Here is an 18,956-nt window from a genome sequence, read left to right as displayed (position 1 = left end):
TCAGCCCCCCAAGGCTCGGGCCGGGTCGATGCGCAAGGCCTGACGGACCCCCAACAGGCTGGCCAGGGCGCAGACCACCACGACCACCGCCGCCAGAACGGCGATATCGCCGGCCTCGACGATGACCCGGCGGGGGAAATAGCCGGCGACGGCGGTGATCAGGCCGGCACCGGTGACGAAACTGATGCCGCCCATCAGCAAGGCTTGCTGCACGATCAGCGCCAAGATGGTGCGGTCGGGGGCGCCGATCAGTTTCAAGGTGGCGATCTCGCGTATTTTATCCATGGTCATGGTGTGGATGATCAGGGCGATGATCACCGTCGATACCGTCAGCAGGACCACGGTGAACATGCCGATCTGTTTGCGGGCTTTATCGACCACCGCGCCCAGCAACAGGTTTTCCTGGTCTTGTTGCGACAGGGCGGACAGATGCTTCCAGCGTTCGACGGCGGCGACGGTGGCGGCGACGTCGCCATCGGGGGTCAGGCGGGCCAGGATGGCGTTGACCTGATTGCGGTTGGCGGTTTCGCCCCGCGCCGCCTGTTGACGGGCGGCGCCGCCCAACAGTTGGAATTGCAGCTTCTGCGCATCCTTCAAGGTCATGTAGATCACTGGGTTGCCGGCGGAATCCACGTGGCCGGCGGTGCGACCGACAATTGTGAAATCGTCGCCGCCCAGGCGCAGGGTGCTGCCCAGTGCCAGTCCCGAGCGACGGTCCGCGATCAGCTGGAAATGGCTGCGGTCGATGGGCTGGCCTTCGATCACCCCTTGCGGTTGCCCCGGTCGCCCGGGTTCATAGCCGATGACGAACAATCGCTGCCGTCGGCCATCGGTTTCGATCTGCACCGATTGATAGGTGACGGCCCCGGCCTCGGCGATGCCGGCTATTCTGGCGATGGCGTTGCGGGTGTCATAGGTCAGGCGCGACGATTCGGCAAAGGGGCCGCGGGTGCCGCCCTCGACCACCCACAGATCGGCCTGGGGGGCGCGGACCAGGACCAGGGCATCGGCCACCAGACCGCGATAGATGCCGATCATGGAGATGACCACGCCCAACAACAGCGCCAATCCCAGACAGGTCAGGATGAAGCGGCCCAGATGATGGCGGATATCGCGAACAGCCAAATTCATGGCCGATCGCCTTCGGTGCTGACCAGGATTTCCGCCTGTTCGCCCAGATGGAAGCCAGCGGGGAGGGAATCGAAGGCGACGTGAACCTTGCGTTCTTCCGAGACACGGTCGTTCTCGATGTCGATGCGGGCGATCCGCCCGCTCAGGGGCTGACCGGGGCGCGAGCGCAGGGTTATGGTCGTCTTCTGGCCGATGGCCAGCCGTCCGGCCAGGGATTCGTCGACAAAGGCGCGGACCCAGACGGTGGACGGATCGATAACGGTGAGCGCGATCCCGCCAGGGGCCACCGTCGCCCCCTTTTCCAGCAGGCGTTCAACCACCAGGGCCGGGAACGGGGCGGTCAGCGTGAACTTGTCGAGCACCGCGCGCTCAAGCTGGATGCGGGCTTTCGCCGCCTCGGCGGCGCCGCGGGCGGCTTCCACGTCGCTGGCGGCAACGGCGACGTCGGCGGCGGCGACGGCTGATCCGGCCTCGGCGTCTTCTGCCGCTTCCTGCGACACCGTGCCGCGCCGTACCAGGGTCTGGCGGCGGTCATTGATGCTGCGTCGCTGGGCCAGCAGCGCCTTGGCCCGGTCCAGTCGAGCCTTGGCTTGGCCCTGGGCGGCTTCGGCCTGCCGCAAATCGGCTTCGGCCTGGGCCAGCCGTGCCGATTGCTCGGACGCATCGAGACTGGCCAGAACCCGTCCGGCCTCCACCGTCTGCCCTTGGTCGACGGCCATGTCGGTCAGGCGTCCGGCCACCTCGAATCCCAGGCGGGCCAAAACCTTGGCCTCTACCGTTCCCAGCCCGTAGACCTGCGTGCGGATGTCGCCGGCGGCTTGGGCCGCCGAGGGAAAGCCGCTCTCCGCCATCAACAGGGATGTCAGGATGATGGCGATAAAGGGGGAGGCGGTGGTCGAAGGCCGCTTTTTCATGGCATGATCCGCTGGTAAGTAAGTGCTAACTTACTAACACCCGACCGCTGCTCGGGTCAAGGCCCGACATTCTGATGTATGCTGGATGCATCAATGGGAAAGGCGCTATTTTCTCTGTAAAGATCAAGGGGGTAGGTCATGGATAAAATCAGCGCCACTGCGGTTCCGGCCTCGCTTTCCGATCGCGTCAGGCGGATCAATCAGCATCTTCATCGCTTCGATTCGGCCCGCGACGAGTTCCGCGCCCGCCTGGATGCCCTGGCTCGGGTGGTCGAGGCGGTGGCGGCTTAATCCTTGTCGCAAGCCCCATCTTTTCCCAGCCCCACCTGATCGGCGCGGACGTCGATCAGCGCGGCACGGCGGGCGACATAAGACGATGGTTTCGCGGCCGAGCGTTCCAGCGGGTTGGGCAGCACGGCGGCCAGCAGCGCCGCCTCGCGCGCGGTCAGGGCGGCGGCAGGTTTGCCGAAATGGCGGCGTGATGCCGCCTCGGCTCCATACAGGCCGGGGCCGAATTCAGCGATGTTGAGATAGACTTCCAAAATCCGCCGCTTGGGCCACAGGGCTTCCAGATACAGCGTCAGATAGGCTTCCAGCCCCTTGCGGATGAAGGTGCGGCTGGGCCACAGATACAGGTTCTTGGCCGTCTGCATGGAAATGGTGCTGGCCCCCAGCACCGTGCCGCCTTCGCCATATTTTTCGATGGCGTTGTCGATGGCGTGCCAGTCAAAGCCCCAATGGGTGCAGAATTTGCCGTCCTCGGAACCGATCACCGCCCGGCGCAGATGCGGCGAGATGGCCTCAAGGGGCTGCCAATCCTTGTTCAAATCGTGCCCCTGGGCCAGACGGATCAGCATCAGCGGCGTCACCGGCGGCGGCACGAAGCGATAGACCAGGGTCAGGCCCAGCGGTGCCGCCACCAACACGACGAAGACAGCCTTGGCCAGCAGCGGCCATAATCGGGAGACGGAAAAGCGCGGCACGGCGCCAGCCTATGGTGGTCGGCGGGCGTCAGGCCCGCCAGGGGATCAATACCGTACGCTTCGACAAATCCCGCGTCACCTTTTGGATGAAGGGGATTTCGTACTGTCCGCGCAGGGCCAGCACCGGGTCGGTGGTGCCGCTGGCCAGCAGGCTTTGGTTGATGACCCAGGCGAACGGGGTAATGCCGGCGCGGGCGAGGTCGGCTTGCAGGCGTTCGGCCTCGTGCACCGGGGTGGCCTCGGCCAGGGTGACGATGATGGTCTTGGTATACTCGGCATCGCGCAGGCGCGGCAGCAGGTCGCGCACCGCCTCGGGTATTTCCGCCTGGGTACGCAGCACCTCGCGGTGATAGGCCTGGGCGGCGTCCAACAGCAAGATGGTGTGGCCGGTGGGCGCGGTGTCGAGGACGACGAAGCGGTCGCGGCCCTGATCGACGGTGCGGGCGAAGGCGCGGAAGACGGCGATTTCCTCGGTGCAGGGCGAGCGCAGATCCTCTTCCAGCATGGCACGGCCGGCGGTATCCAGGTCGGCGCCGGCCTTGGCCAGCACCTCGTCGCGATAAAGGGCGACCTCGGCTTCCGGGTCGATGCGGGTGACGCTCAGGCCAGGGATATCGGCCGCCACCGCGTCCGCCACATGGGCGGCGGGGTCGGTGGTCGACAAGGTGACGGCGTGGCCGGCCCGGGCCAGGGCGGTGGCGATGGCGGCGGCGATGCTGGTCTTGCCGACGCCGCCCTTGCCCATGGTCATGATGATGCCGTGGCCGGTGGCAGCGATCTCGGCGATCAGGCCGTCGAGGCCGGGCGGCAATGCGGGGTAGGCCGCGTTCAGGGGCGCGGCGGCGGGCGGAAGGGGATGGCCCAGGGCGCGCAACGAGTCGAGGCCGACCGTGCCCTTGGCGACATAGCCGATTTCATGGCGCGGCAACGCGGCCAGGGCCGGGGGCATGGCGGCCAGGGAAAGGGCGGCGCGCGCGGTCATGGCATCGGCGATGGCATCGCCGGAGTGAAGGGCGGTGAAGATGCCGTTGACGGCCAGCCGCAGATTGCTCACCCCCAGCTCGGCCAGTTCGCCCCGGGTCCGCTCGGCCTCGCGCAGCGCTGACTTTTCCGGGCGACTGACCAGGATGATGGTGGTGGAGGCCGCGTCGGATAATTGCGCCACGGTAGCGGCATAAAGCGCCTTTTGCTTTTCCAGCCCGGCCAGCGGCCCCAGGCACGAGGCGCCGCCGGTGGACGAGGCGATGAACTCGGTCCACGCCGACGGCAGGGTCAGCAGGCGCAAAGTATGGCCGGTGGGGGCGGTGTCGAAGATGACGTGGTCGAAGGTGCTGGTGGCCGAGGCATCGCCCAGCAGCTTGGCGAATTCGTCGAAGGCGGCGATTTCCACCGTGCAGGCGCCGGAAAATTGCTCTTCCATGCTGGCGATGGCGGCTGGCGGCAGGATACCGCGATAGGGGCCGACCATGCGTTCCTTGTAGTCGCGGGCGGCGGCTTCGGGGTCGATGTTGAGCGCGAACAGACCCGGGGCCCCGGCGATGGCGGTGGGCACACCGGTAAGCTGGGTGCCCAACACTTCATCCAGGTTCGAGGCCGGGTCGGTGCTGACGATCAGCACCCGCTTGCCGGCCTCGGCCAGGGCCAGGCCGCAGGCGCAGGACAACGAGGTCTTGCCGACACCGCCCTTGCCGGTGAAGAAAGCGTGGCGGGTGGCGATGATCGGCAAGGCGTTCATGATGGCGTCCTTAACAGCACCCGGATTTGGGCGAGCAGCACGAGGCGGTTTCCTTGACGGTGATCTTGGGCTGGGCGGTGCCCAGGCCCAGCTTGGCCGCCAATTGCGCCCGGGTCGGATAAAGGCCGGTGGAAATGATGTGGCCGTCCAGGACGATGACCGGCAGGCGATCCATGCCGGCCTCCATTTCCTTGACCACGTCAGGATTGGCGGCGAAGGCCTGGGGCTCTTGGCCCAGATTGTAGCGCACCACCTCGATGCCGTGTTCCGCCGCCCATTTCAGATCGGCGGCGAAGGCCACCAGGGCCGGATCGACTTCGGGGCCGCACACGCCGGTGGAACAGCACATGGCGGGGTCATAGACTTCAAGCTTGGTCATGATGATTTCCCTTCATACCAATCCTTCGAGGAATTGACGATTTTCACCACCGACAGCATGACCGGCACCTCGATCAGCACGCCGACCACGGTGGCCAGCGCCGCCCCCGAATGGAAACCGAACAGCGAGATGGCGGCGGCCACCGCCAGTTCGAAGAAATTACTGGCGCCGATCAGCGCCGACGGGCCGGCGACGCAATGGGCGACGCCCAGCTTTTTCGACAGCAGATAGGCGAGGCCGGAATTGAAATAGACCTGGATGGTGATGGGCACCGCCAGCATCAGGATGACCAGCGGCTGGGCGATGATCTGTTCGCCCTGGAACCCGAACAAAAGCACCAAGGTGGTCAGCAGCGCCGCCAGCGACACCGGCCCCAGCACCGCCAAGGTGGCGGCCAGTGCCTGCGGACCACGGGCCAGCAGCGCCTTACGCCAGATTTGGGCGATGATCACCGGGATGACGATGTAAAGCACCACCGACAGCAAAAGCGTGTCCCATGGCACGGTGATGGAGGACAACCCCAGCAGCAGGCCGACGATGGGGGCGAAGGCGAAGACCATGATCAGGTCGTTGAGCGCCACCTGCGACAAGGTGAAATGGGGCTCGCCCTTGGTCAGGTTGGACCAGACGAAGACCATGGCGGTGCACGGTGCCGCCGCCAGCAGGATCAGACCGGCGATGTAGCTGTCGATCTGCTCGGGCGGCAGCCAGGGCCGGAACAGGGTGCTGATGAAGATATAGCCCAACAGCGCCATGGAAAACGGCTTCACCGCCCAATTGATGAACAAGGTGACGCCGATGCCTTTCCAGTGCTCCTTGACCTGATGCAGGGCGCCGAAATCGATCTTCAGCAGCATGGGGATGACCATTAGCCAGATCAGTACCGCCACCGGCAGGTTGACCTGGGCGATTTCCATGCGGCCGATGGCCTGGAACGGCGCCGGGATGAAATGCCCCAGCGCCACCCCGACGACGATGCACAAGGCCACCCACAGCGTCAGGTAACGCTCGAACACATTCATGGGGGCTTTGGCCGCGGCTTTACCGGCCACTTCGCATTGGGCGGACATCTTACACCTCTGCCGCGCGGTCGGGGCCAAGGGCGATCAGGCGTTCGATCTTGGCTTTGATCATGTCGTAGACCTGACGGAACACCGTCAATTTCTCCTCGTGGCTGCCTTCGGCCGCCGCCGGGTCAGGGAAACCCACATGGACCTTGGACGGATGACCCGGCCAGATCGGGCACACCTCGCCGGCGGCGTTGTCGCAGACGGTGATGACCAGATTCATTTGCGGCGCGTCGGGCAGCGCGAATTCGTCCCACGACTTCGACCGCAAACCATCGACGGCATGGCCTTTTTCCCGCAGCACTTCGATCGATAACGGATTGACCACGCCGGTGGGCTTGCTGCCGGCGCTATAGGCCTTCCAGGCGCTGCCGCCCAGATCGTTGATCAGGCATTCGGCCAGGACCGAACGGGCGGAATTTCCGGTACACAGCACCAGAACATTAATGGTCATGGTCAGCTCCCCTTGCCGATGTCGTTCAGGCGCTTTTGCAGTGTCAGCTTGTCGAGGCCGCGCATGGGCAGGGCGGCGAAAATCTGGATGCGGCTGGCCAGCATGCGCATGACTTCCGCCGTATGGGCGGCTTTTTCCACCTCGGTGCCGACAAAGCCCACCGGGTCGGGCACGCCCCAATGGGCGGTCATCGGCTGGCCCGGCCAGATCGGGCAAACCTCGCCGGCGGCGTTGTCGCAGACGGTGAAGACGAAATCCAGGGCCGGCGCCCCCGCTTGGGCGAACTCGTCCCAGGATTTCGAGCGCAAACCGTCGGTGGGATAATTGGTCTTCTTCAGCAGGGCCAGCACGGTCGGGTCGATCTCACCCTTGGGGTGGCTGCCGGCGCTGAAGGCCTTGAACTTGCCCGACAGATCGGCGTTCAAGATGGCCTCGGCCATGATCGAACGGGCGGAATTGCCGGTGCACAGGAACAGGACGTTATAGACGTGGTCGGTCATGGCGATGCCCCGCAACAAGTGGTTGGGGCCTGAGACGTCAAGTCCAGGGCCGCCCGGCCCTGGTCGCACAGCACCTGCAACGGCACGGCATTGACCTGGACCAGCAGGCGGCGGTCGGCGGCGATAGTGGGATCGTCGTCGAGAGAGGCCGCCAGCAGGGTCAGGAAACCACGGGCATGGGCATTGAAGTCACGTTCGGCCAAGCGGTAATAGACCCACTTGCCGTCGCGGCGACTTTGCACTAGGCCGGCGGTCTTCAGTGCCGACAGGTGTTTGGACACCGTGGCCACCGCCAGCCCCAGCACCGTGGTGATCTGGCAGACGCACAGCTCGCCGTTTTCCAGCAGTTTGACAATGCGCGCCCGGCTGGGATCGGCGATGGCTTTGGCGGTGATCTCGAAGGTCTCAAGCATGACGCCACGCTAGTATCATTTCGTTGTTATGGAAAATGATACATTTATTACGCCGTCAAGGCAAGCGCAACCGCTCACGGCCAAGGCCGTGCCGGTTGCGCGGCCTGCTATTTAGGGGGTCAGCAATCCCTGCCGTTGGACCGCTTCCACTGGGCCACCGGTTTGGCGGCGGGGTCGGTCATGTAGGGGACGTATTTGCGGTCCTCGCCCAGGATGTGAGTGACCAGCCAGTCCTGGATCAACTGGAACAGGCGCTGGGCGTCGACGTTTTCGCCGTTCTGAATGTCGGATTTCAGGGCGAAGACCACGTCGTACATGCTGTCATGCAGGGCTTTGTGCGCTTGCCAGTCGGGGTAGCCGGCCCGCTTCATGTCCTGTTCTTCCTGGCTGAAGTGGACCAGGACGAAGTCTTCCAGCTTGGCCATCACCGCCAATACCTTGTCTTCCGGCGCGTGGGTTTCCAGCAGTGGATGAAGATCGTTCAGGCAGTCGATGATCATCTTGTGATGATCGTCCAATGCGTCCGAACCCACCGACATTTCGGCGGTCCATTCAACGAAGTTCATGATCTAGCCTTCCATCAGCACACGAAGATGAGCGGCCACACAGGCCGCCAGGGCGCGGGTTTCATAGCCGCCTTCCAACACCGAGACCACCCGGCGTTGGGCATGGGTACGGGCGATGCCCAGAAGTTTTTGCGTCAGCCACTCGAAATCGGCCACCTGTAGGCGCAAATGGGCCATGGGGTCGGCGGCGTGGGCGTCGAAGCCGGCGGAAATGATCAGGAAGTCGGGGGCGAAGGCCTCGAGCTTGGGCAGAATGATGTCGGTGTAGGCGGCGCGGAAGACATTCGACGCGGTGCCCGCCGGCAAGGGCACGTTGACCACGGTGCAGCCGCCGGGCGGCCCCACTTCCTCGACCTTGCCGGTATAGGGGAAGGCGTCGTCCTGATGCGACGAGGCATAGAAGGTGCCGGGCTCGTTCCACAGCACGTCCTGGGTACCGTTGCCGTGGTGGACGTCGAAATCGACCACCGCCACCCGTTTGAAGCCGTGCTGGTCGCGGGCGTGCAAGGCGGCGATGGCGGCGTTGGAAAACAGGCAAAAGCCCATGATGGCGTTGCGTTCGGCGTGGTGGCCGGGCGGGCGGGTGGCGCAAAAGGCGTTGCGGCTGCGCCCGGTCGCCACTTCGTCGACGGCGGCGATGGCGGCGCCGGCGGAATGAAGCGCGGCCTCGCCCGAGCGCGGCGAGACGAAGGTGTCGCCGTCCAGCTCCACCGATCCCTCGGCCGGGATCGAGTCCATCACCTGATCGTAATGGTCCTGGGTGTGGGCGCGCAGAATCTGCGCCAAGGTGGCCTTGGGCGCCTCTTCACGCGGGACATACATGAACTCCTCGCGGTCGAGGATGTGGCCGATGGCCCGAAGCCGGTCGGCACATTCCGGGTGGAACTCGCCGGTGTCATGCTCCAGGCAGATGGGGTGCGTATAGATGACGGTGGAGGACAAAAGCGGATGCTCCCTCGGTCTGGCGGCTTGGCGCCGCTCGGGGCCCGGCATCGGGACCGGACGATATACCTTAGAATAAGAAAAGGCGGAAAGGGAGTCGATATGGATTGTTGCCGGCGCAACGGTAATTGCGGGGCATTTCATTGGTTGCCGTCGCCGAAATTGAGTGCGGGTGGGAAAAATCACCTGTCAGGAGATATCCGCACGGCCCTACAAGGTTGTGGATGGATTTTTTGTTCCATTCAAACGACTGATTGTGGGTGTGCAGTGTCTAATGGACGTTTTTGCTTAACATTGATATGGTGATGCTGATATATTATTTATAATCATTTGTTTACAAAATATTTAAATGTTTATATGTTTTGTTTTTATTTTGTAGATTATTGCTGGTTGGTGAGGCGTGTAATGATTGGCTTATTGTATTTCAGTCACGCGCACAACGATATGTCTTCCGCTGACCTGACGGCTTTGGTCCGGGGGGCTCATGCCCGTAACCAGGGGATTCATGTGACGGGTATCCTGATGTATCACCAGCGTATGTTCATGCAATATCTGGAGGGTGAAGAGGCTGTGGTTCGCGCTCTTCTGGACCGAATCCGTCACGATGAACGCCACCACGACGTGCGGGTGGCATTCGAGGATTTCATCGAGGAACGCCTCTTTCCTGATTGGGCCATGGCCCTGGTCGATTCCCAGCGGCTTGGTGAAGAGGAGCGGACATTGTGCCGCAATCTGATCGATGCCGTGCCCGGCAATGATGTGCCCTTGCGCCTGTTATTGCGCGATATGGTCAGTGATTTTCAGAGAATCGCCGAAACCTCACCCTGATTCATCGGGTGTGGTGGGGTTTGGCGTGTTCGAAATTTAAAATAAATCTAATAATTATATTTCATCGCTCTATCTATTATGGCGTATTCGTCTGTATGTGTTGGTTGTTTGTGTGGCGTATTGGTATTTTGTGGGGTGAATACTTTTTTATTTTTGAGGACAGATTGTGAATTCTGGTAGTCATACCTGGGTTGCCGTGGCCGTCCTGATGGTGGCCGTGGGCCATGCCGTCTTTCAGTATCTGCGCTGAACGCCAAGGCCCGGCCGCGCATCGCGTGGCCGGGCCTGTATCCGTGTCCGAGGCTGATCGGACTTAATTCAGGAAGTTGATCAGCGACATCTCGCGAACCTTGGACAAGGCCTGATAGCCGGCTTCCAAGGCGCGCTGGTCGTCCAGCAGCAAGGTGATGGCTTCATTCTTATCGACGTTTTCCATGGAGATGATGCGGTCGTCGAGGAAGCCGATATAGGATTGATGCTTTTCCGTCTTGGTCTTGATCAGGTTTTGCGTCACCCCCAATTGCGACCGCACCGATTCCAGATCGCTGGATTCTTCCGTGCCGAAGGGGGCGCTGTTGCCGGCGGGATGCAGCATGGAATCGCGGATCAGGTAGCGAGCCTGCTCGACCCGTTCCATGTTGTTTTCCAGGCCGCCGGCGGTACCGTAATTGCCCTGGGCGATCAGGCCCATGGCGCGGAAGGCTTTTTCAAAGGCCGGATCAGAGGCGAAGATGCCGATGGCGACGGTGCGGTCCTGGTCGATGCGCTGCTCGATGGAGATGTTGTCGCCCTTGTACCAGGATTCCGAGGACAAGGTGGCGGCGACCGTTTCGGTGGCGCCGACCTTGACGCTTTCCACCGTGATGGTGTCGGGCGGGCCGGCGGCGATGGACGACACCTTGTAGCTGCCGTCGTTGCTGGTGGTGCCGGCGACGGTGAACACCTGTCCGACGGCGAAGCCGGTGGTGCTGGACACCTGGATGGTGTCGGTACCGGGGGTAAAGGTCAGGTTGCCGTTCAGGACGTTGGGGGTGGTGGTGTTGCCAGCCGGGTAATAGCTGATGGTGGCGGCGCTCGGCCCCTCGGTGGTCAGCTGCGACACCTTGATCTGGGTGCCGGTATTGGCCACCACCGTATAGGACTGGTTGTTGGCGCCCGAGGCACCGGCGGCGGTGATCTTGCTGCCCACCGGGAATTGCGACAAGGTGCCGGCATTGGCGGCGGTGATGGTGCCGTTGGCGGCATTGAAGGTCAAATTGCCGGTGGTCGCCGTCTTGGTGACGGTGTCCACCATGTGGGCGTCACGGGTGGTCGGATAGGTGACGCTGAAACCGTCGTAGATATCCTTGAAGGCGTCGTGGGTGGCGGCGGGCAATTGCACCGGTTCCTGCGATACCAGGCCGCCCGAGAACAGGTATTTGCCGTCAGCGCTGCTGGACAGATACGACTGCATGTCGATCATCGACTGGAAAGCCAGGGTCTGGATCGATTCGATGTCTTGTTGGGTGCGGTTCTTGTTGGTGTAGAAGGTTTCCAACCGGTCGCGGAAGGTCTTCATGGTCTTTTCCACCGCCGTCAACGACACGTCGGCTAGACCGATGGTGGTTTGCAGCGAGGCGTTGTTGTTGATGAAGGCCTGCGAGCGCGCCTTTTCGTTCTCGAAATTGATCAGCCGGTTGGCATCGGCGGAAATGCCGGTGTAGTTGGGCGACTTCTTCTCGGTGACCACCTGAAGGGTGCGCATGTTGACGCGTTCCTGCACGGCGGTGATGCGTGACAGGTAAAGCTGATTGGAGCCATAGGTTGCGACGCGGGTCATGGCATCCTCCGTCAGTTAATCATCGCGGTGAGCGTTTCCAGCATTTCCTGGAGTACGGTGATCACCTTGGCGGTCGCCGAATATGCCTGTTGGAAGTCAATCATAGCCGACACCTCTTCGTCCAGATTAACCCCGCTGAACGAGGTATTTTGGAAGTCCAGCGACTGGCTTAGGGCGGTTTGGTATTCAAGCTGCTTGGACGAATGTTCGGCATCGCGGGTGACCAGAGAGATGGTCGCGGCGCCGTATTCGCTCAGGGAATAATTGCCGGCATAAAGCCCGCCGGCGCTTTGCATGGCCCGCTTGTTGCCCATGGCGTCGGCCATGGCCAGGGCGGTGCTGTTGTCGCCTTCCGAGATATAATAGCCGTTGAGGTCGGCATTCCACTGCACGGCGCCGCGGCCCATCTTCTCCGGCCCCGACATCAGATCGGCGCGGACGCTGATGGTACCGGCGGTACGGGTGGCCGCCGGCTTCATCTCAAGCTCGGTCAACAGGTTGTTGTTGGAAATATCCAGCGTCGACGACAGGAAGACTTCCTTGTTTTCCGCCTGGACCACGCGCAGGCGATAGCCCGAACCCTCGGGGATGACCGAGGCGCTGACCCGTTCCACCTTGTTCATGCCCAGGCTCGCCTCGAGCGAGCCGCTGGCCATGGCGCCGCCGGTGATGGAAACGGTCAGTTCCGCCCCGGCGGTGCTGTGCAGGCGCAGGCGATAGCCGTCGCCGTCCTGGATCACCGAGCCGACCACCGTTCCGGAAGTCAGCTTGCCGGCGATTTCCTCCATGGTGACGGCGCCGGGGCCGACGGTGGCGGTGGAAACCTGGCCGCTGGTATTGGTGACGCTGATGGTGGCGGCGCTGGTCAGGGTGAAAGTGGTCTGGGCCAAGCTCAACGGCGCCGATTCGGTGGTGCGACCGTAGCTGTTGATGATGTCGGCGATGTCTTCCAGGCTGGACCCCGCCGGAATGGACATGTTGGGGCCCAACTGGCCGGTGCCGTCCAGGATCTTCAGATCCCGCGTGGTGCTGGTCTTGAAGGTGGACGGCAGGATGTTGGAATCCTGGATGGAGTTCTGGTTGGAATTGGAGAAGAAGTCGTTGAGGCCGAAGAAATTAGCGAAGCCCTTGACGGTCTGGTCAACGGCGCCGTCGCCGTCGACGTCGAAGGAAATGGTGGCGTCGGTGGCGGCGGAGCCGTCGGCGGTGGCGGTCTGGTCGCGGAAGGCCAGGGATTTGTTGGTTACCCCCAGGTCGATGACCATCTTGCCTTCACTGTTGAGGTTGACCGAGGCGGTGCTGTAACCCTGCGCGCTCAGCCATGCCTCGACGTGGGCGCTGACCTCGTTGACGCTCCACTGGTCGTGGTCGCCCTTGGCTTGGAAATCGGACAGTGACCGACCGGTGCCGACGGTGGCGGCGGTATAGGAACCGGAATAATTGGTCTGCATGATGGTGTTGAGCGTGGTCTGCTGGGCTTCCTTGCCGTCGCTGCCGAACACGGCGATGACCACATCCTCGGTGCCCGACAATTGGATGGTCTGGCGCGGATTGACCTTTTCCACCGTGATGTTGGCACCGCCACCGCCGACGCTGACCACCCGATAGGTGCCGTTGTTGCTGCTGTCCTCGGCGCTGTCGACGCTGAAGGTAGTTCCGGCGCTCATGGTGGAAAACGGCGTGCCGGCACTGGCGGTCATGGTCGTCTGCCACGGATTGGTGCCGCTGGCGGCGATGGACAGGCTGGTATAGCCGGCGCTGGTCACGGTGGTGCTGCCGAACATGAAGCGGGCGGCGGTGTCGGCGGCGTTGGGGACGACCTGGCCTTGCTTGGCGAAAGTACGGCTGCCTTCGTAGCGATAGGACGGATTGGGGTAGGAGGTGCCGCGGTTGTGCGCCTTGTTGACCTCTTCCAGCATGGTCTGGGCCGCCTCGTCCAGGCTGGCTTGCAGATCGGTCACCGTCTTGTCGCGCATGTCCAACAGCGCGCGCAATTTGCCGCCCTTGACCAGCGGGGCCAGATCGTCGGTACCGCCATCCACCGAAATCTTGTTGAACTGGCCGCCGGCGGCGGTCATCCAGGTGTCGATGCGGGTGTTGGCGGTATAGGAGAGCGGTTGGTCCTGGTTGTCGACCAGCATCTCGCCCGAATTGGTGTAGACGATCATCGAGCCGTCCTGGCGATGGTAGTACTGGACGTCGATGTACTGGGCCAGATCGGTCAGAGCTTGGTCGCGCTTGTCTTCCAGGTCGGTGGTGCCGGTGGCGACGGCGGAGTTCTTGACGATCTTCTGGTTGAGGTCGTGGATGTCGGACAGTTTGTCGTTGATCAGTTGGACGGTGGTCTCGATTTCGCGGTCGGCTTCCAGGCGCAGGCTCTGCAATTGGTCGGTCATGCGGTCGAACAGATCGGCCACGTCCTGGCCGGTCTGGACCGAGGACCATTGGATGGACGGCTTGTCCACCTGGGTGCCCAGCAATTCGAAGGCTTCGTACAGGTCGTTGAGCTTGTGCGAGATGGACGAATTATCGGCGACGTTGCCGAACAGATCGTCGATACGCGGATAATAGCTGCTTTCCACCTGCAGCTTGCCCAGTTCGGCGGTCTGCTTGCGGATGTCCTTCAGCAGGCCTTCATTGATCTGACGGGTGACCGAGCCCACCTGCACGCCGGCGCCGAAGCCGTTGAGAACCCGGGATTCCTGGTTCATCACCTTGCGGACGTAACCCTTGGTGTTCACGTTGGTGACGTTCTGGGCGACGGTGTCCAGGGCGCGCTGGTTGGTGAGCAGACCGGAGAGTGCCGTGTTCAGTCCGAGGGTGAGTGCCATGGCCGGTCCTCCCGTTACAGGGTCTGGTTGAAGGCCAGCGAATTCTGCTCGCCGGTGCCCTGGTTGCCGTACTGGCCGGCAGGGCCGTAATGGACGGAATTGGTGGTGTTGGCCTTGACGGCGTTGACCATGGCGTCCATCAGCATCTGGGTGGCGTCGATCTCGGCCCGCAGACGCAGGGCATTTTCTTCCACCAAAGCCTTCAGCCGCAGGCCCAGGGCGGTCAATTCTTCCTTCTGCTCGGGCTCCAGCGTCTCGGCCAGATGCGGGTCGTCGGCCAGGGGGGCGATGGCGTTTTCATAGATGCGGGCCAGGGCCGTCTTGTTGTCGGTCAGTTCGCGCACGGTGCGGGAATCGTGACGTATCAGTGCCTCGTTTTCGAATTCCAGCAATTCGCACAGGTTGGTGCAGGCCCAAACGATGTCGTCGATGTTAAGAACGGTCTCGGTCATCGCTTAAACCTCCTGAGTCTGCAACATCGACCGGGTGACCTGATCGGCCAGGCCGATGCCACCGGGGCGGTTGGAGACCATTTTCGCATATTCGTCCAGCAACATGGGGCGAAACATGGCTTCGGCATGGCCACCGCCGAACGGGCCTTCTTCGGTTTTGATACCGCTGAACATGTGTTGCAGCATCTGGCTCATGAACATGGTTTCGAATTGCTTACCCACGGCCTCGGCCTGTTCGCGGCTGGCGGCATTGGTGTTGACGGGGCGCGGGGCGCTGGCGGCCAGTTGGGCGGTGTCGGTGTTGATATTCATCACATCACCTCGATGTCGGCCTGGATGGCCCCGGCGGCCTTGATGGTCTGCAAGATGGCGATCAGGTCGCGCGGGCTGATGCCCAGGGCGTTCAGACCGGTCACCAGATCTTGCAGGGTGACGCCGTGGGGGACGACCATCAGCTTCTTGCCCTGGCCCTCGTCCACTTCGATGTCGGTGCGGTCGACCACGGTGGTGGTGCCGGTGGTCGAGAACGGCGACGGCTGCGACACCTGCGGGGTTTCGGTGATGCGCACGGTCAGCTGGCCCTGGGCGACGGCGACGGTGCTGATGCGCACGTTCTCGCCCATGACGATGGTGCCGGTGGCGTCATCGATGACGATCTTGGCCACCTGATCGGGCTCGACCTTCAATTGTTCGATGTCGGTCAACAAGCCGACCACGTTGCCGCGATAATCGGGGGGGACGACGATCTGCACGGTGCTGGGATCGGTGGGCCGCGCCACCGTGCTGCCCAAGAAGGCGTTGACGGCCTGGGCGGTGCGGTTGGCGGTGGTGAAATCGGGGTTCCTCAGCGACAGCTTGACCGATTCCAGGTGGGCCATTTCAAACGGCAATTCGCGTTCGATGATGGCGCCGTTGGCGATCTTGCCGGTGGTGGGGATGCCCTTGCGCACCGAGGTGGTGCCGCCGCCGCCGGCACCGCCGCCCGAGGCGGTGAAGCCGACGCCGGCCAGACCGCCCTGGGCCACGGCATAGATTTCGCCGTCGGCGCCGACCAACGGGGTGACCAGAAGGGTGCCGCCTTCCAGCGACTTGGCATCGCCCATGGCGGCAACCGACACGTCAAGACGGGTGCCCTGGCGGGAAAAGGCCGGCAAGGTGGCGGTGACCATGACGGCGGCCACGTTCTTGGGCTTGACGGTGGCGATGGTGCCACCCTGTTCGCGGATGTTGACGCCCAGGCGTTCCAGCATGGCGACCAGGGATTCCTTGGTGAACGGCGCGTTGGTCAGGTCGTCACCGGTGCCGGCCAAGCCGACCACCAGGCCGTACCCGACCAAAAGGTTGTCGCGGACGCCTTCGTAATCGGCGATATCCTTGATACGTGAGGCGCCGTAAGCGACGGGCGGCATGGCCAGGATGGTCGCCGCCACCAGACCGGCAGCCAGGACAAAGGCCCGGATGGCGGTGGTGGAAGCGGCTTTGGTTTTGGCGATACGGCTCATGACGACCTCGATGGCAACGCGACGGATAAAATGGTCGCGTTTATCAATGCGAAGTCCGTGCCAAACATTTTATCTATTAAAAACAATTGATTATGTGGTGGCGAGCGGGTTTTTAACCGGGTTTGCCCGGCAAAACTTGCCGCGCACCCGGCAGAAATAGCGGCTTTCACCGCAGCGCCAGGAAAGCTACACTGACGGGGTATCCAACCAACCCACAGCCATTGGGGTTCCATGAAGGTTTCTGGGGTCGGTTCGGGAGCCGCCGCGTCCGGCGGTGCCCGGCGCGTCGGTAAGGCCGACGGCAAGAAAGGCGAATTCAAGCAAGCCCTGGTCAACGCCATGGAAACCATGGATGACGTCTACGCGGCGGAAGCGCCGGCGGCCATCGGTGCCGTCGACGCATTGCTGGTGGCTCAGGCGGTGGGCGATTCGACCGATCGCGAGGCCCGCCAGCGCCACATCCGCCATGCCGAGGACATCTTGGATAAGCTGGAAGAGTTGCGCCACGGCCTGTTGCTGGGCACGGTGCCGGAATCCAAGCTGGTGAACTTGGCCGACATGGTGCGCTCGCGCAAGGAATCCTGTCCCGATCCGCGTCTGGCCGCCCTTCTTGACGAGATCGAATTGCGGGCCGAAGTGGAAATCGCCAAGCTCAGCCGCGGTCGCTGAAGCCCCGGTTTGATCCGGCATCGAACCCAACCTGAACATCGGCGCTTGCGGTAGGGTGGGTCACCCCATATATTGCGTCCCGACTTGACCGAACCGACATCAAATCGGGGGATTGGATGACCGTGACGCTGCCGCCGGATTACCGCCCGTCCGAGGACGAGCCCTTCATGAACGAATCCATGAAGGAATATTTTCGCCAGAAGTTGCTTGCCTGGCGCTCGGAACTGCTGCGCGAATCCGATGAAACGCTGGCCCACCTGCAAGAAGGTGGCTTGCAGGAACCTGACATCGCCGACCGTGCCTCGGCCGAAACCGACCGGGCGCTGGAATTGCGCACCCGTGACCGCGAGCGCAAGCTGATCGCCAAGATCGATGCGGCGATCGAGCGTATCAACGACGGTTCTTACGGCTATTGCGAGGAAAGTGGTGAGCCCATCACCATTCGCCGCCTGGAGGCTCGCCCCATCGCCACCTTGTCCATCGAGGCGCAGGAACGGCACGAACGGATGGAGCGGACCCACCGCGAGGACTGATTTTTATCGTCTTTAATCGCCCTGGTTTTAAAAAGGCCCCGCATTGCGGGGCTTTTTTCGTTTTTGCCAGACATTTCGATCCAACATGCGGGTGGTTGTTGAAACACAAACATAATGCCTATAAATTGACCTGAGTGTCGGGGTGTGCACAAAAAATAGACTTTGGGGGATGCGATGTCTGAGCCGGAACGAATTCTTGAGCTGACCCGTGCGGTCCACGATGTGGCCAACGATAAGATTCAAGCCATCAAGAAAGTCACTGGCACCACCCGTATCCTGTCGCTGAACGCGCTGATCGAGGCGACTCGGGCCGGTGAGGCGGGCAAGGGCTTCGCCGTCGTCGCCAATGAAGTCAAGAACGTCTCGCAAAGCATCGACACCATCACCCAGGCGCTAGAGGGTGAGTTGTCGTCCACCATCCGCGACCTGATGAGTCTGGGGCAGACTCTGATCAGCCAGTTGCGCGGTTCGCGTTTGGCCGATCTGGCGCTGAACATGATCGAGATCATCGACCGCAACCTGTATGAGCGTTCGTGCGACGTGCGCTGGTGGGCGACCGATTCGGCCATGGTCGATTGTCTGGCCCGCCGTGATGCCGGCACGGCTGCTTTTGCCTCGCGTCGGTTGGGGGTTATCTTGGATTCCTACACCGTCTATCTGGACCTCTGGGTGGCCGATGCCGATGGCCGGGTGGTGGCCAATGGTCGGCCTGGACGCTATCCCAATGTGGTCGGTACCGACGTGTCGGGACAAAAGTGGTTCTCCGATTCCATGAATACCGCCAGCGGCAACGATTACGCCATGACCGACGTTGCGGCCAATGCCGCCTTGGGCGGCGCCTTGGTCGGCACCTACGCCACCGCCATCCGCGAGGGCGGCGAGGCTGATGGCAAGCCCTTGGGGGTTTTGGGTATTTTCTTCGATTGGCAGCCGCAGGCCGAGACTGTGGTCAAGGGCGTGCGTCTGCGCGACGAGGAAAAGGCGCGCACCCGCTGTCTTCTGGTCGACCGCAACATGAAGGTGCTGGCGGCGTCGGACGGTGTTGGGGTGCTCAGGGATGTCGTTCGTCTGCAAACCGGCGGCGGCAACATGGGCGCTTACGTGGATGAGTTCGGCAATGTGGTCGGCTATGCGCTGACGCCCGGCTACGAAACTTACGAGGGCATGGGCTGGTACGGCATCATCATTCAGCAACCCGTCGGCGACGGCGTCGAGGATATTCCGCGTCACTGATGACC

Annotated in this window: 21 protein-coding genes; 5 read left to right on the top strand and 16 right to left on the bottom strand. The window is 62.6% G+C overall.

From position 1 onward, the window contains the following. Both MGMSRV2_RS10585 and MGMSRV2_RS10580 read right to left on the bottom strand, forming a co-directional pair. On the bottom strand, positions 1 to 1,131 hold the full coding sequence (locus MGMSRV2_RS10585; protein WP_024080353.1) for an ABC transporter permease: 1,131 nt from the start codon (positions 1,129 to 1,131) through the stop codon (positions 1 to 3). After that, positions 1,128 to 2,045 carry an efflux RND transporter periplasmic adaptor subunit gene (locus MGMSRV2_RS10580; RefSeq protein ID WP_024080352.1) on the bottom strand — a complete coding sequence of 306 codons (918 nt, stop codon included), beginning with the start codon at positions 2,043 to 2,045 and terminating at the stop codon, positions 1,128 to 1,130. The genes MGMSRV2_RS10585 and MGMSRV2_RS10580 overlap by 4 nt, the downstream gene beginning before the upstream one ends. A gap of 138 nt (positions 2,046 to 2,183) precedes the next feature. Here MGMSRV2_RS10580 and MGMSRV2_RS21425 point away from each other — a divergent pair, with 138 nt between their 5' ends. Then, positions 2,184 to 2,336 (top strand): hypothetical protein, encoded by a 153-nt coding sequence (locus MGMSRV2_RS21425; protein WP_024080351.1) that lies wholly within the window; start codon positions 2,184 to 2,186, stop codon positions 2,334 to 2,336. Here the strand turns inward: MGMSRV2_RS21425 and mtgA are convergent. The 9 genes from mtgA to MGMSRV2_RS10540 form a co-directional block, all read right to left on the bottom strand. Beyond that, positions 2,333 to 3,028, bottom strand: a complete 696-nt coding sequence (gene mtgA, locus MGMSRV2_RS10575; RefSeq protein ID WP_024080350.1) for a monofunctional biosynthetic peptidoglycan transglycosylase — start codon at positions 3,026 to 3,028, stop codon at positions 2,333 to 2,335. The two genes, MGMSRV2_RS21425 and mtgA, sit on opposite strands and share 4 nt — an antisense overlap. Positions 3,029 to 3,056: 28 nt before the next feature. Beyond that, positions 3,057 to 4,763: an arsenical pump-driving ATPase gene (gene arsA, locus MGMSRV2_RS10570; RefSeq protein WP_024080349.1), complete on the bottom strand. Its 1,707-nt coding sequence runs from the start codon at positions 4,761 to 4,763 to the stop codon at positions 3,057 to 3,059. Positions 4,764 to 4,773: 10 nt separating this feature from the next. Beyond that, positions 4,774 to 5,142 (bottom strand): arsenite efflux transporter metallochaperone ArsD, encoded by a 369-nt coding sequence (arsD, locus tag MGMSRV2_RS10565; RefSeq protein ID WP_024080348.1) that lies wholly within the window; start codon positions 5,140 to 5,142, stop codon positions 4,774 to 4,776. Next, positions 5,139 to 6,164 carry an ACR3 family arsenite efflux transporter gene (gene arsB / locus MGMSRV2_RS10560; RefSeq protein WP_041634369.1) on the bottom strand — a complete coding sequence of 342 codons (1,026 nt, stop codon included), beginning with the start codon at positions 6,162 to 6,164 and terminating at the stop codon, positions 5,139 to 5,141. The genes arsD and arsB overlap by 4 nt, the downstream gene beginning before the upstream one ends. 49 nt (positions 6,165 to 6,213) lie before the next feature. After that, positions 6,214 to 6,663: an arsenate reductase ArsC gene (locus MGMSRV2_RS10555; RefSeq protein WP_024080346.1), complete on the bottom strand. Its 450-nt coding sequence runs from the start codon at positions 6,661 to 6,663 to the stop codon at positions 6,214 to 6,216. A 2-nt stretch (positions 6,664 to 6,665) separates the two neighbouring features. Beyond that, the gene (locus MGMSRV2_RS21615; RefSeq protein ID WP_041634368.1) at positions 6,666 to 7,163 is read right to left on the bottom strand and encodes an arsenate reductase ArsC; all 498 of its coding nucleotides are present in this window, start codon (positions 7,161 to 7,163) and stop codon (positions 6,666 to 6,668) included. Continuing rightward, positions 7,160 to 7,576 (bottom strand): ArsR/SmtB family transcription factor, encoded by a 417-nt coding sequence (locus MGMSRV2_RS21610; RefSeq protein ID WP_024080344.1) that lies wholly within the window; start codon positions 7,574 to 7,576, stop codon positions 7,160 to 7,162. Before MGMSRV2_RS21610 ends, MGMSRV2_RS21615 begins: the two co-directional genes overlap by 4 nt. A 119-nt stretch (positions 7,577 to 7,695) precedes the next feature. Next, entirely contained in the window at positions 7,696 to 8,142 is a 447-nt protein-coding gene (locus tag MGMSRV2_RS10545) for a bacteriohemerythrin (RefSeq protein ID WP_024080343.1), read from the bottom strand. Positions 8,143 to 8,145: 3 nt separating this feature from the next. Continuing rightward, positions 8,146 to 9,084, bottom strand: coding sequence for a histone deacetylase family protein (locus MGMSRV2_RS10540; RefSeq protein ID WP_041634366.1), 939 nt, complete (start codon positions 9,082 to 9,084; stop codon positions 8,146 to 8,148). A gap of 357 nt (positions 9,085 to 9,441) precedes the next feature. Here MGMSRV2_RS10540 and MGMSRV2_RS10535 point away from each other — a divergent pair, with 357 nt between their 5' ends. After that, positions 9,442 to 9,912 carry a BLUF domain-containing protein gene (locus MGMSRV2_RS10535; protein ID WP_084028041.1) on the top strand — a complete coding sequence of 157 codons (471 nt, stop codon included), beginning with the start codon at positions 9,442 to 9,444 and terminating at the stop codon, positions 9,910 to 9,912. A gap of 313 nt (positions 9,913 to 10,225) precedes the next feature. Here the strand turns inward: MGMSRV2_RS10535 and MGMSRV2_RS10530 are convergent, their stop codons facing one another. From MGMSRV2_RS10530 to MGMSRV2_RS10510, 5 genes are read right to left on the bottom strand one after another with little or no spacing between them, the layout of a single operon-like run. Next, entirely contained in the window at positions 10,226 to 11,731 is a 1,506-nt protein-coding gene (locus MGMSRV2_RS10530; protein ID WP_024080340.1) for a flagellin, read from the bottom strand. A gap of 11 nt (positions 11,732 to 11,742) precedes the next feature. After that, positions 11,743 to 14,562, bottom strand: coding sequence for a flagellar hook-associated protein FlgK (gene flgK, locus MGMSRV2_RS10525; protein ID WP_024080339.1), 2,820 nt, complete (start codon positions 14,560 to 14,562; stop codon positions 11,743 to 11,745). Between the two features lie 14 nt (positions 14,563 to 14,576). Next, on the bottom strand, positions 14,577 to 15,014 hold the full coding sequence (locus MGMSRV2_RS10520; protein WP_024080338.1) for a flagellar protein FlgN: 438 nt from the start codon (positions 15,012 to 15,014) through the stop codon (positions 14,577 to 14,579). 3 nt (positions 15,015 to 15,017) lie between these two features. Then, complete coding sequence (locus MGMSRV2_RS10515) at positions 15,018 to 15,326, bottom strand: rod-binding protein (protein WP_024080337.1); 309 nt, start codon at positions 15,324 to 15,326, stop codon at positions 15,018 to 15,020. Then, the gene (locus tag MGMSRV2_RS10510; protein WP_024080336.1) at positions 15,326 to 16,516 is read right to left on the bottom strand and encodes a flagellar basal body P-ring protein FlgI; all 1,191 of its coding nucleotides are present in this window, start codon (positions 16,514 to 16,516) and stop codon (positions 15,326 to 15,328) included. The genes MGMSRV2_RS10515 and MGMSRV2_RS10510 overlap by 1 nt, the downstream gene beginning before the upstream one ends. A 231-nt stretch (positions 16,517 to 16,747) precedes the next feature. On the opposite strand from MGMSRV2_RS10510, the gene MGMSRV2_RS10505 reads away from it, so the two are divergent. The 3 genes from MGMSRV2_RS10505 to MGMSRV2_RS10495 all read left to right on the top strand — a co-directional run bounded on the left by MGMSRV2_RS10505 (position 16,748) and on the right by MGMSRV2_RS10495 (position 18,951). Beyond that, a complete protein-coding gene (locus MGMSRV2_RS10505; protein WP_024080335.1) occupies positions 16,748 to 17,185 on the top strand; it encodes a flagellar assembly protein FliX in 438 nt (145 codons plus the stop codon). Between the two features lie 116 nt (positions 17,186 to 17,301). Continuing rightward, positions 17,302 to 17,718 (top strand): RNA polymerase-binding protein DksA, encoded by a 417-nt coding sequence (dksA, locus tag MGMSRV2_RS10500; RefSeq protein ID WP_024080334.1) that lies wholly within the window; start codon positions 17,302 to 17,304, stop codon positions 17,716 to 17,718. Positions 17,719 to 17,892: 174 nt separating this feature from the next. Beyond that, positions 17,893 to 18,951 carry a methyl-accepting chemotaxis protein gene (locus MGMSRV2_RS10495; RefSeq protein WP_024080333.1) on the top strand — a complete coding sequence of 353 codons (1,059 nt, stop codon included), beginning with the start codon at positions 17,893 to 17,895 and terminating at the stop codon, positions 18,949 to 18,951. Positions 18,952 to 18,956: the final 5 nt, after the last annotated feature.

The sequence above is a fragment of the Magnetospirillum gryphiswaldense MSR-1 v2 genome (assembly GCF_000513295.1).
GTDB classification, from domain to species: domain Bacteria; phylum Pseudomonadota; class Alphaproteobacteria; order Rhodospirillales; family Magnetospirillaceae; genus Magnetospirillum; species Magnetospirillum gryphiswaldense.
The sequence above is the reverse complement of the archived record's forward strand: the minus strand, read 5'-3'. Positions and strand labels throughout refer to the sequence as shown.

Bases quoted from the DNA above. Each gene is read 5' to 3' on its own strand.
- MGMSRV2_RS10585 (WP_024080353.1), bottom strand. From the start codon at position 1,131: ATGAATTTGGCTGTTCGCGATATCCGCCATCATCTGGGCCGCTTCATC.
- MGMSRV2_RS10580 (WP_024080352.1), bottom strand. From the start codon at position 2,045: ATGAAAAAGCGGCCTTCGACCACCGCCTCCCCCTTTATCGCCATCATC.
- MGMSRV2_RS21425 (WP_024080351.1), top strand. From the start codon at position 2,184: ATGGATAAAATCAGCGCCACTGCGGTTCCGGCCTCGCTTTCCGATCGC.
- arsA (WP_024080349.1), bottom strand. From the start codon at position 4,763: ATGAACGCCTTGCCGATCATCGCCACCCGCCACGCTTTCTTCACCGGC.
- arsD (WP_024080348.1), bottom strand. From the start codon at position 5,142: ATGACCAAGCTTGAAGTCTATGACCCCGCCATGTGCTGTTCCACCGGC.
- arsB (WP_041634369.1), bottom strand. From the start codon at position 6,164: ATGAATGTGTTCGAGCGTTACCTGACGCTGTGGGTGGCCTTGTGCATC.
- MGMSRV2_RS10555 (WP_024080346.1), bottom strand. From the start codon at position 6,663: ATGACCATTAATGTTCTGGTGCTGTGTACCGGAAATTCCGCCCGTTCG.
- MGMSRV2_RS21615 (WP_041634368.1), bottom strand. From the start codon at position 7,163: ATGACCGACCACGTCTATAACGTCCTGTTCCTGTGCACCGGCAATTCC.
- MGMSRV2_RS21610 (WP_024080344.1), bottom strand. From the start codon at position 7,576: ATGCTTGAGACCTTCGAGATCACCGCCAAAGCCATCGCCGATCCCAGC.
- MGMSRV2_RS10545 (WP_024080343.1), bottom strand. From the start codon at position 8,142: ATGAACTTCGTTGAATGGACCGCCGAAATGTCGGTGGGTTCGGACGCA.
- MGMSRV2_RS10535 (WP_084028041.1), top strand. From the start codon at position 9,442: ATGTTTTGTTTTTATTTTGTAGATTATTGCTGGTTGGTGAGGCGTGTA.
- MGMSRV2_RS10530 (WP_024080340.1), bottom strand. From the start codon at position 11,731: ATGACCCGCGTCGCAACCTATGGCTCCAATCAGCTTTACCTGTCACGC.
- flgK (WP_024080339.1), bottom strand. From the start codon at position 14,562: ATGGCACTCACCCTCGGACTGAACACGGCACTCTCCGGTCTGCTCACC.
- MGMSRV2_RS10520 (WP_024080338.1), bottom strand. From the start codon at position 15,014: ATGACCGAGACCGTTCTTAACATCGACGACATCGTTTGGGCCTGCACC.
- MGMSRV2_RS10515 (WP_024080337.1), bottom strand. From the start codon at position 15,326: ATGAATATCAACACCGACACCGCCCAACTGGCCGCCAGCGCCCCGCGC.
- MGMSRV2_RS10510 (WP_024080336.1), bottom strand. From the start codon at position 16,516: ATGAGCCGTATCGCCAAAACCAAAGCCGCTTCCACCACCGCCATCCGG.
- MGMSRV2_RS10505 (WP_024080335.1), top strand. From the start codon at position 16,748: ATGAAGGTTTCTGGGGTCGGTTCGGGAGCCGCCGCGTCCGGCGGTGCC.
- dksA (WP_024080334.1), top strand. From the start codon at position 17,302: ATGACCGTGACGCTGCCGCCGGATTACCGCCCGTCCGAGGACGAGCCC.
- MGMSRV2_RS10495 (WP_024080333.1), top strand. From the start codon at position 17,893: ATGTCTGAGCCGGAACGAATTCTTGAGCTGACCCGTGCGGTCCACGAT.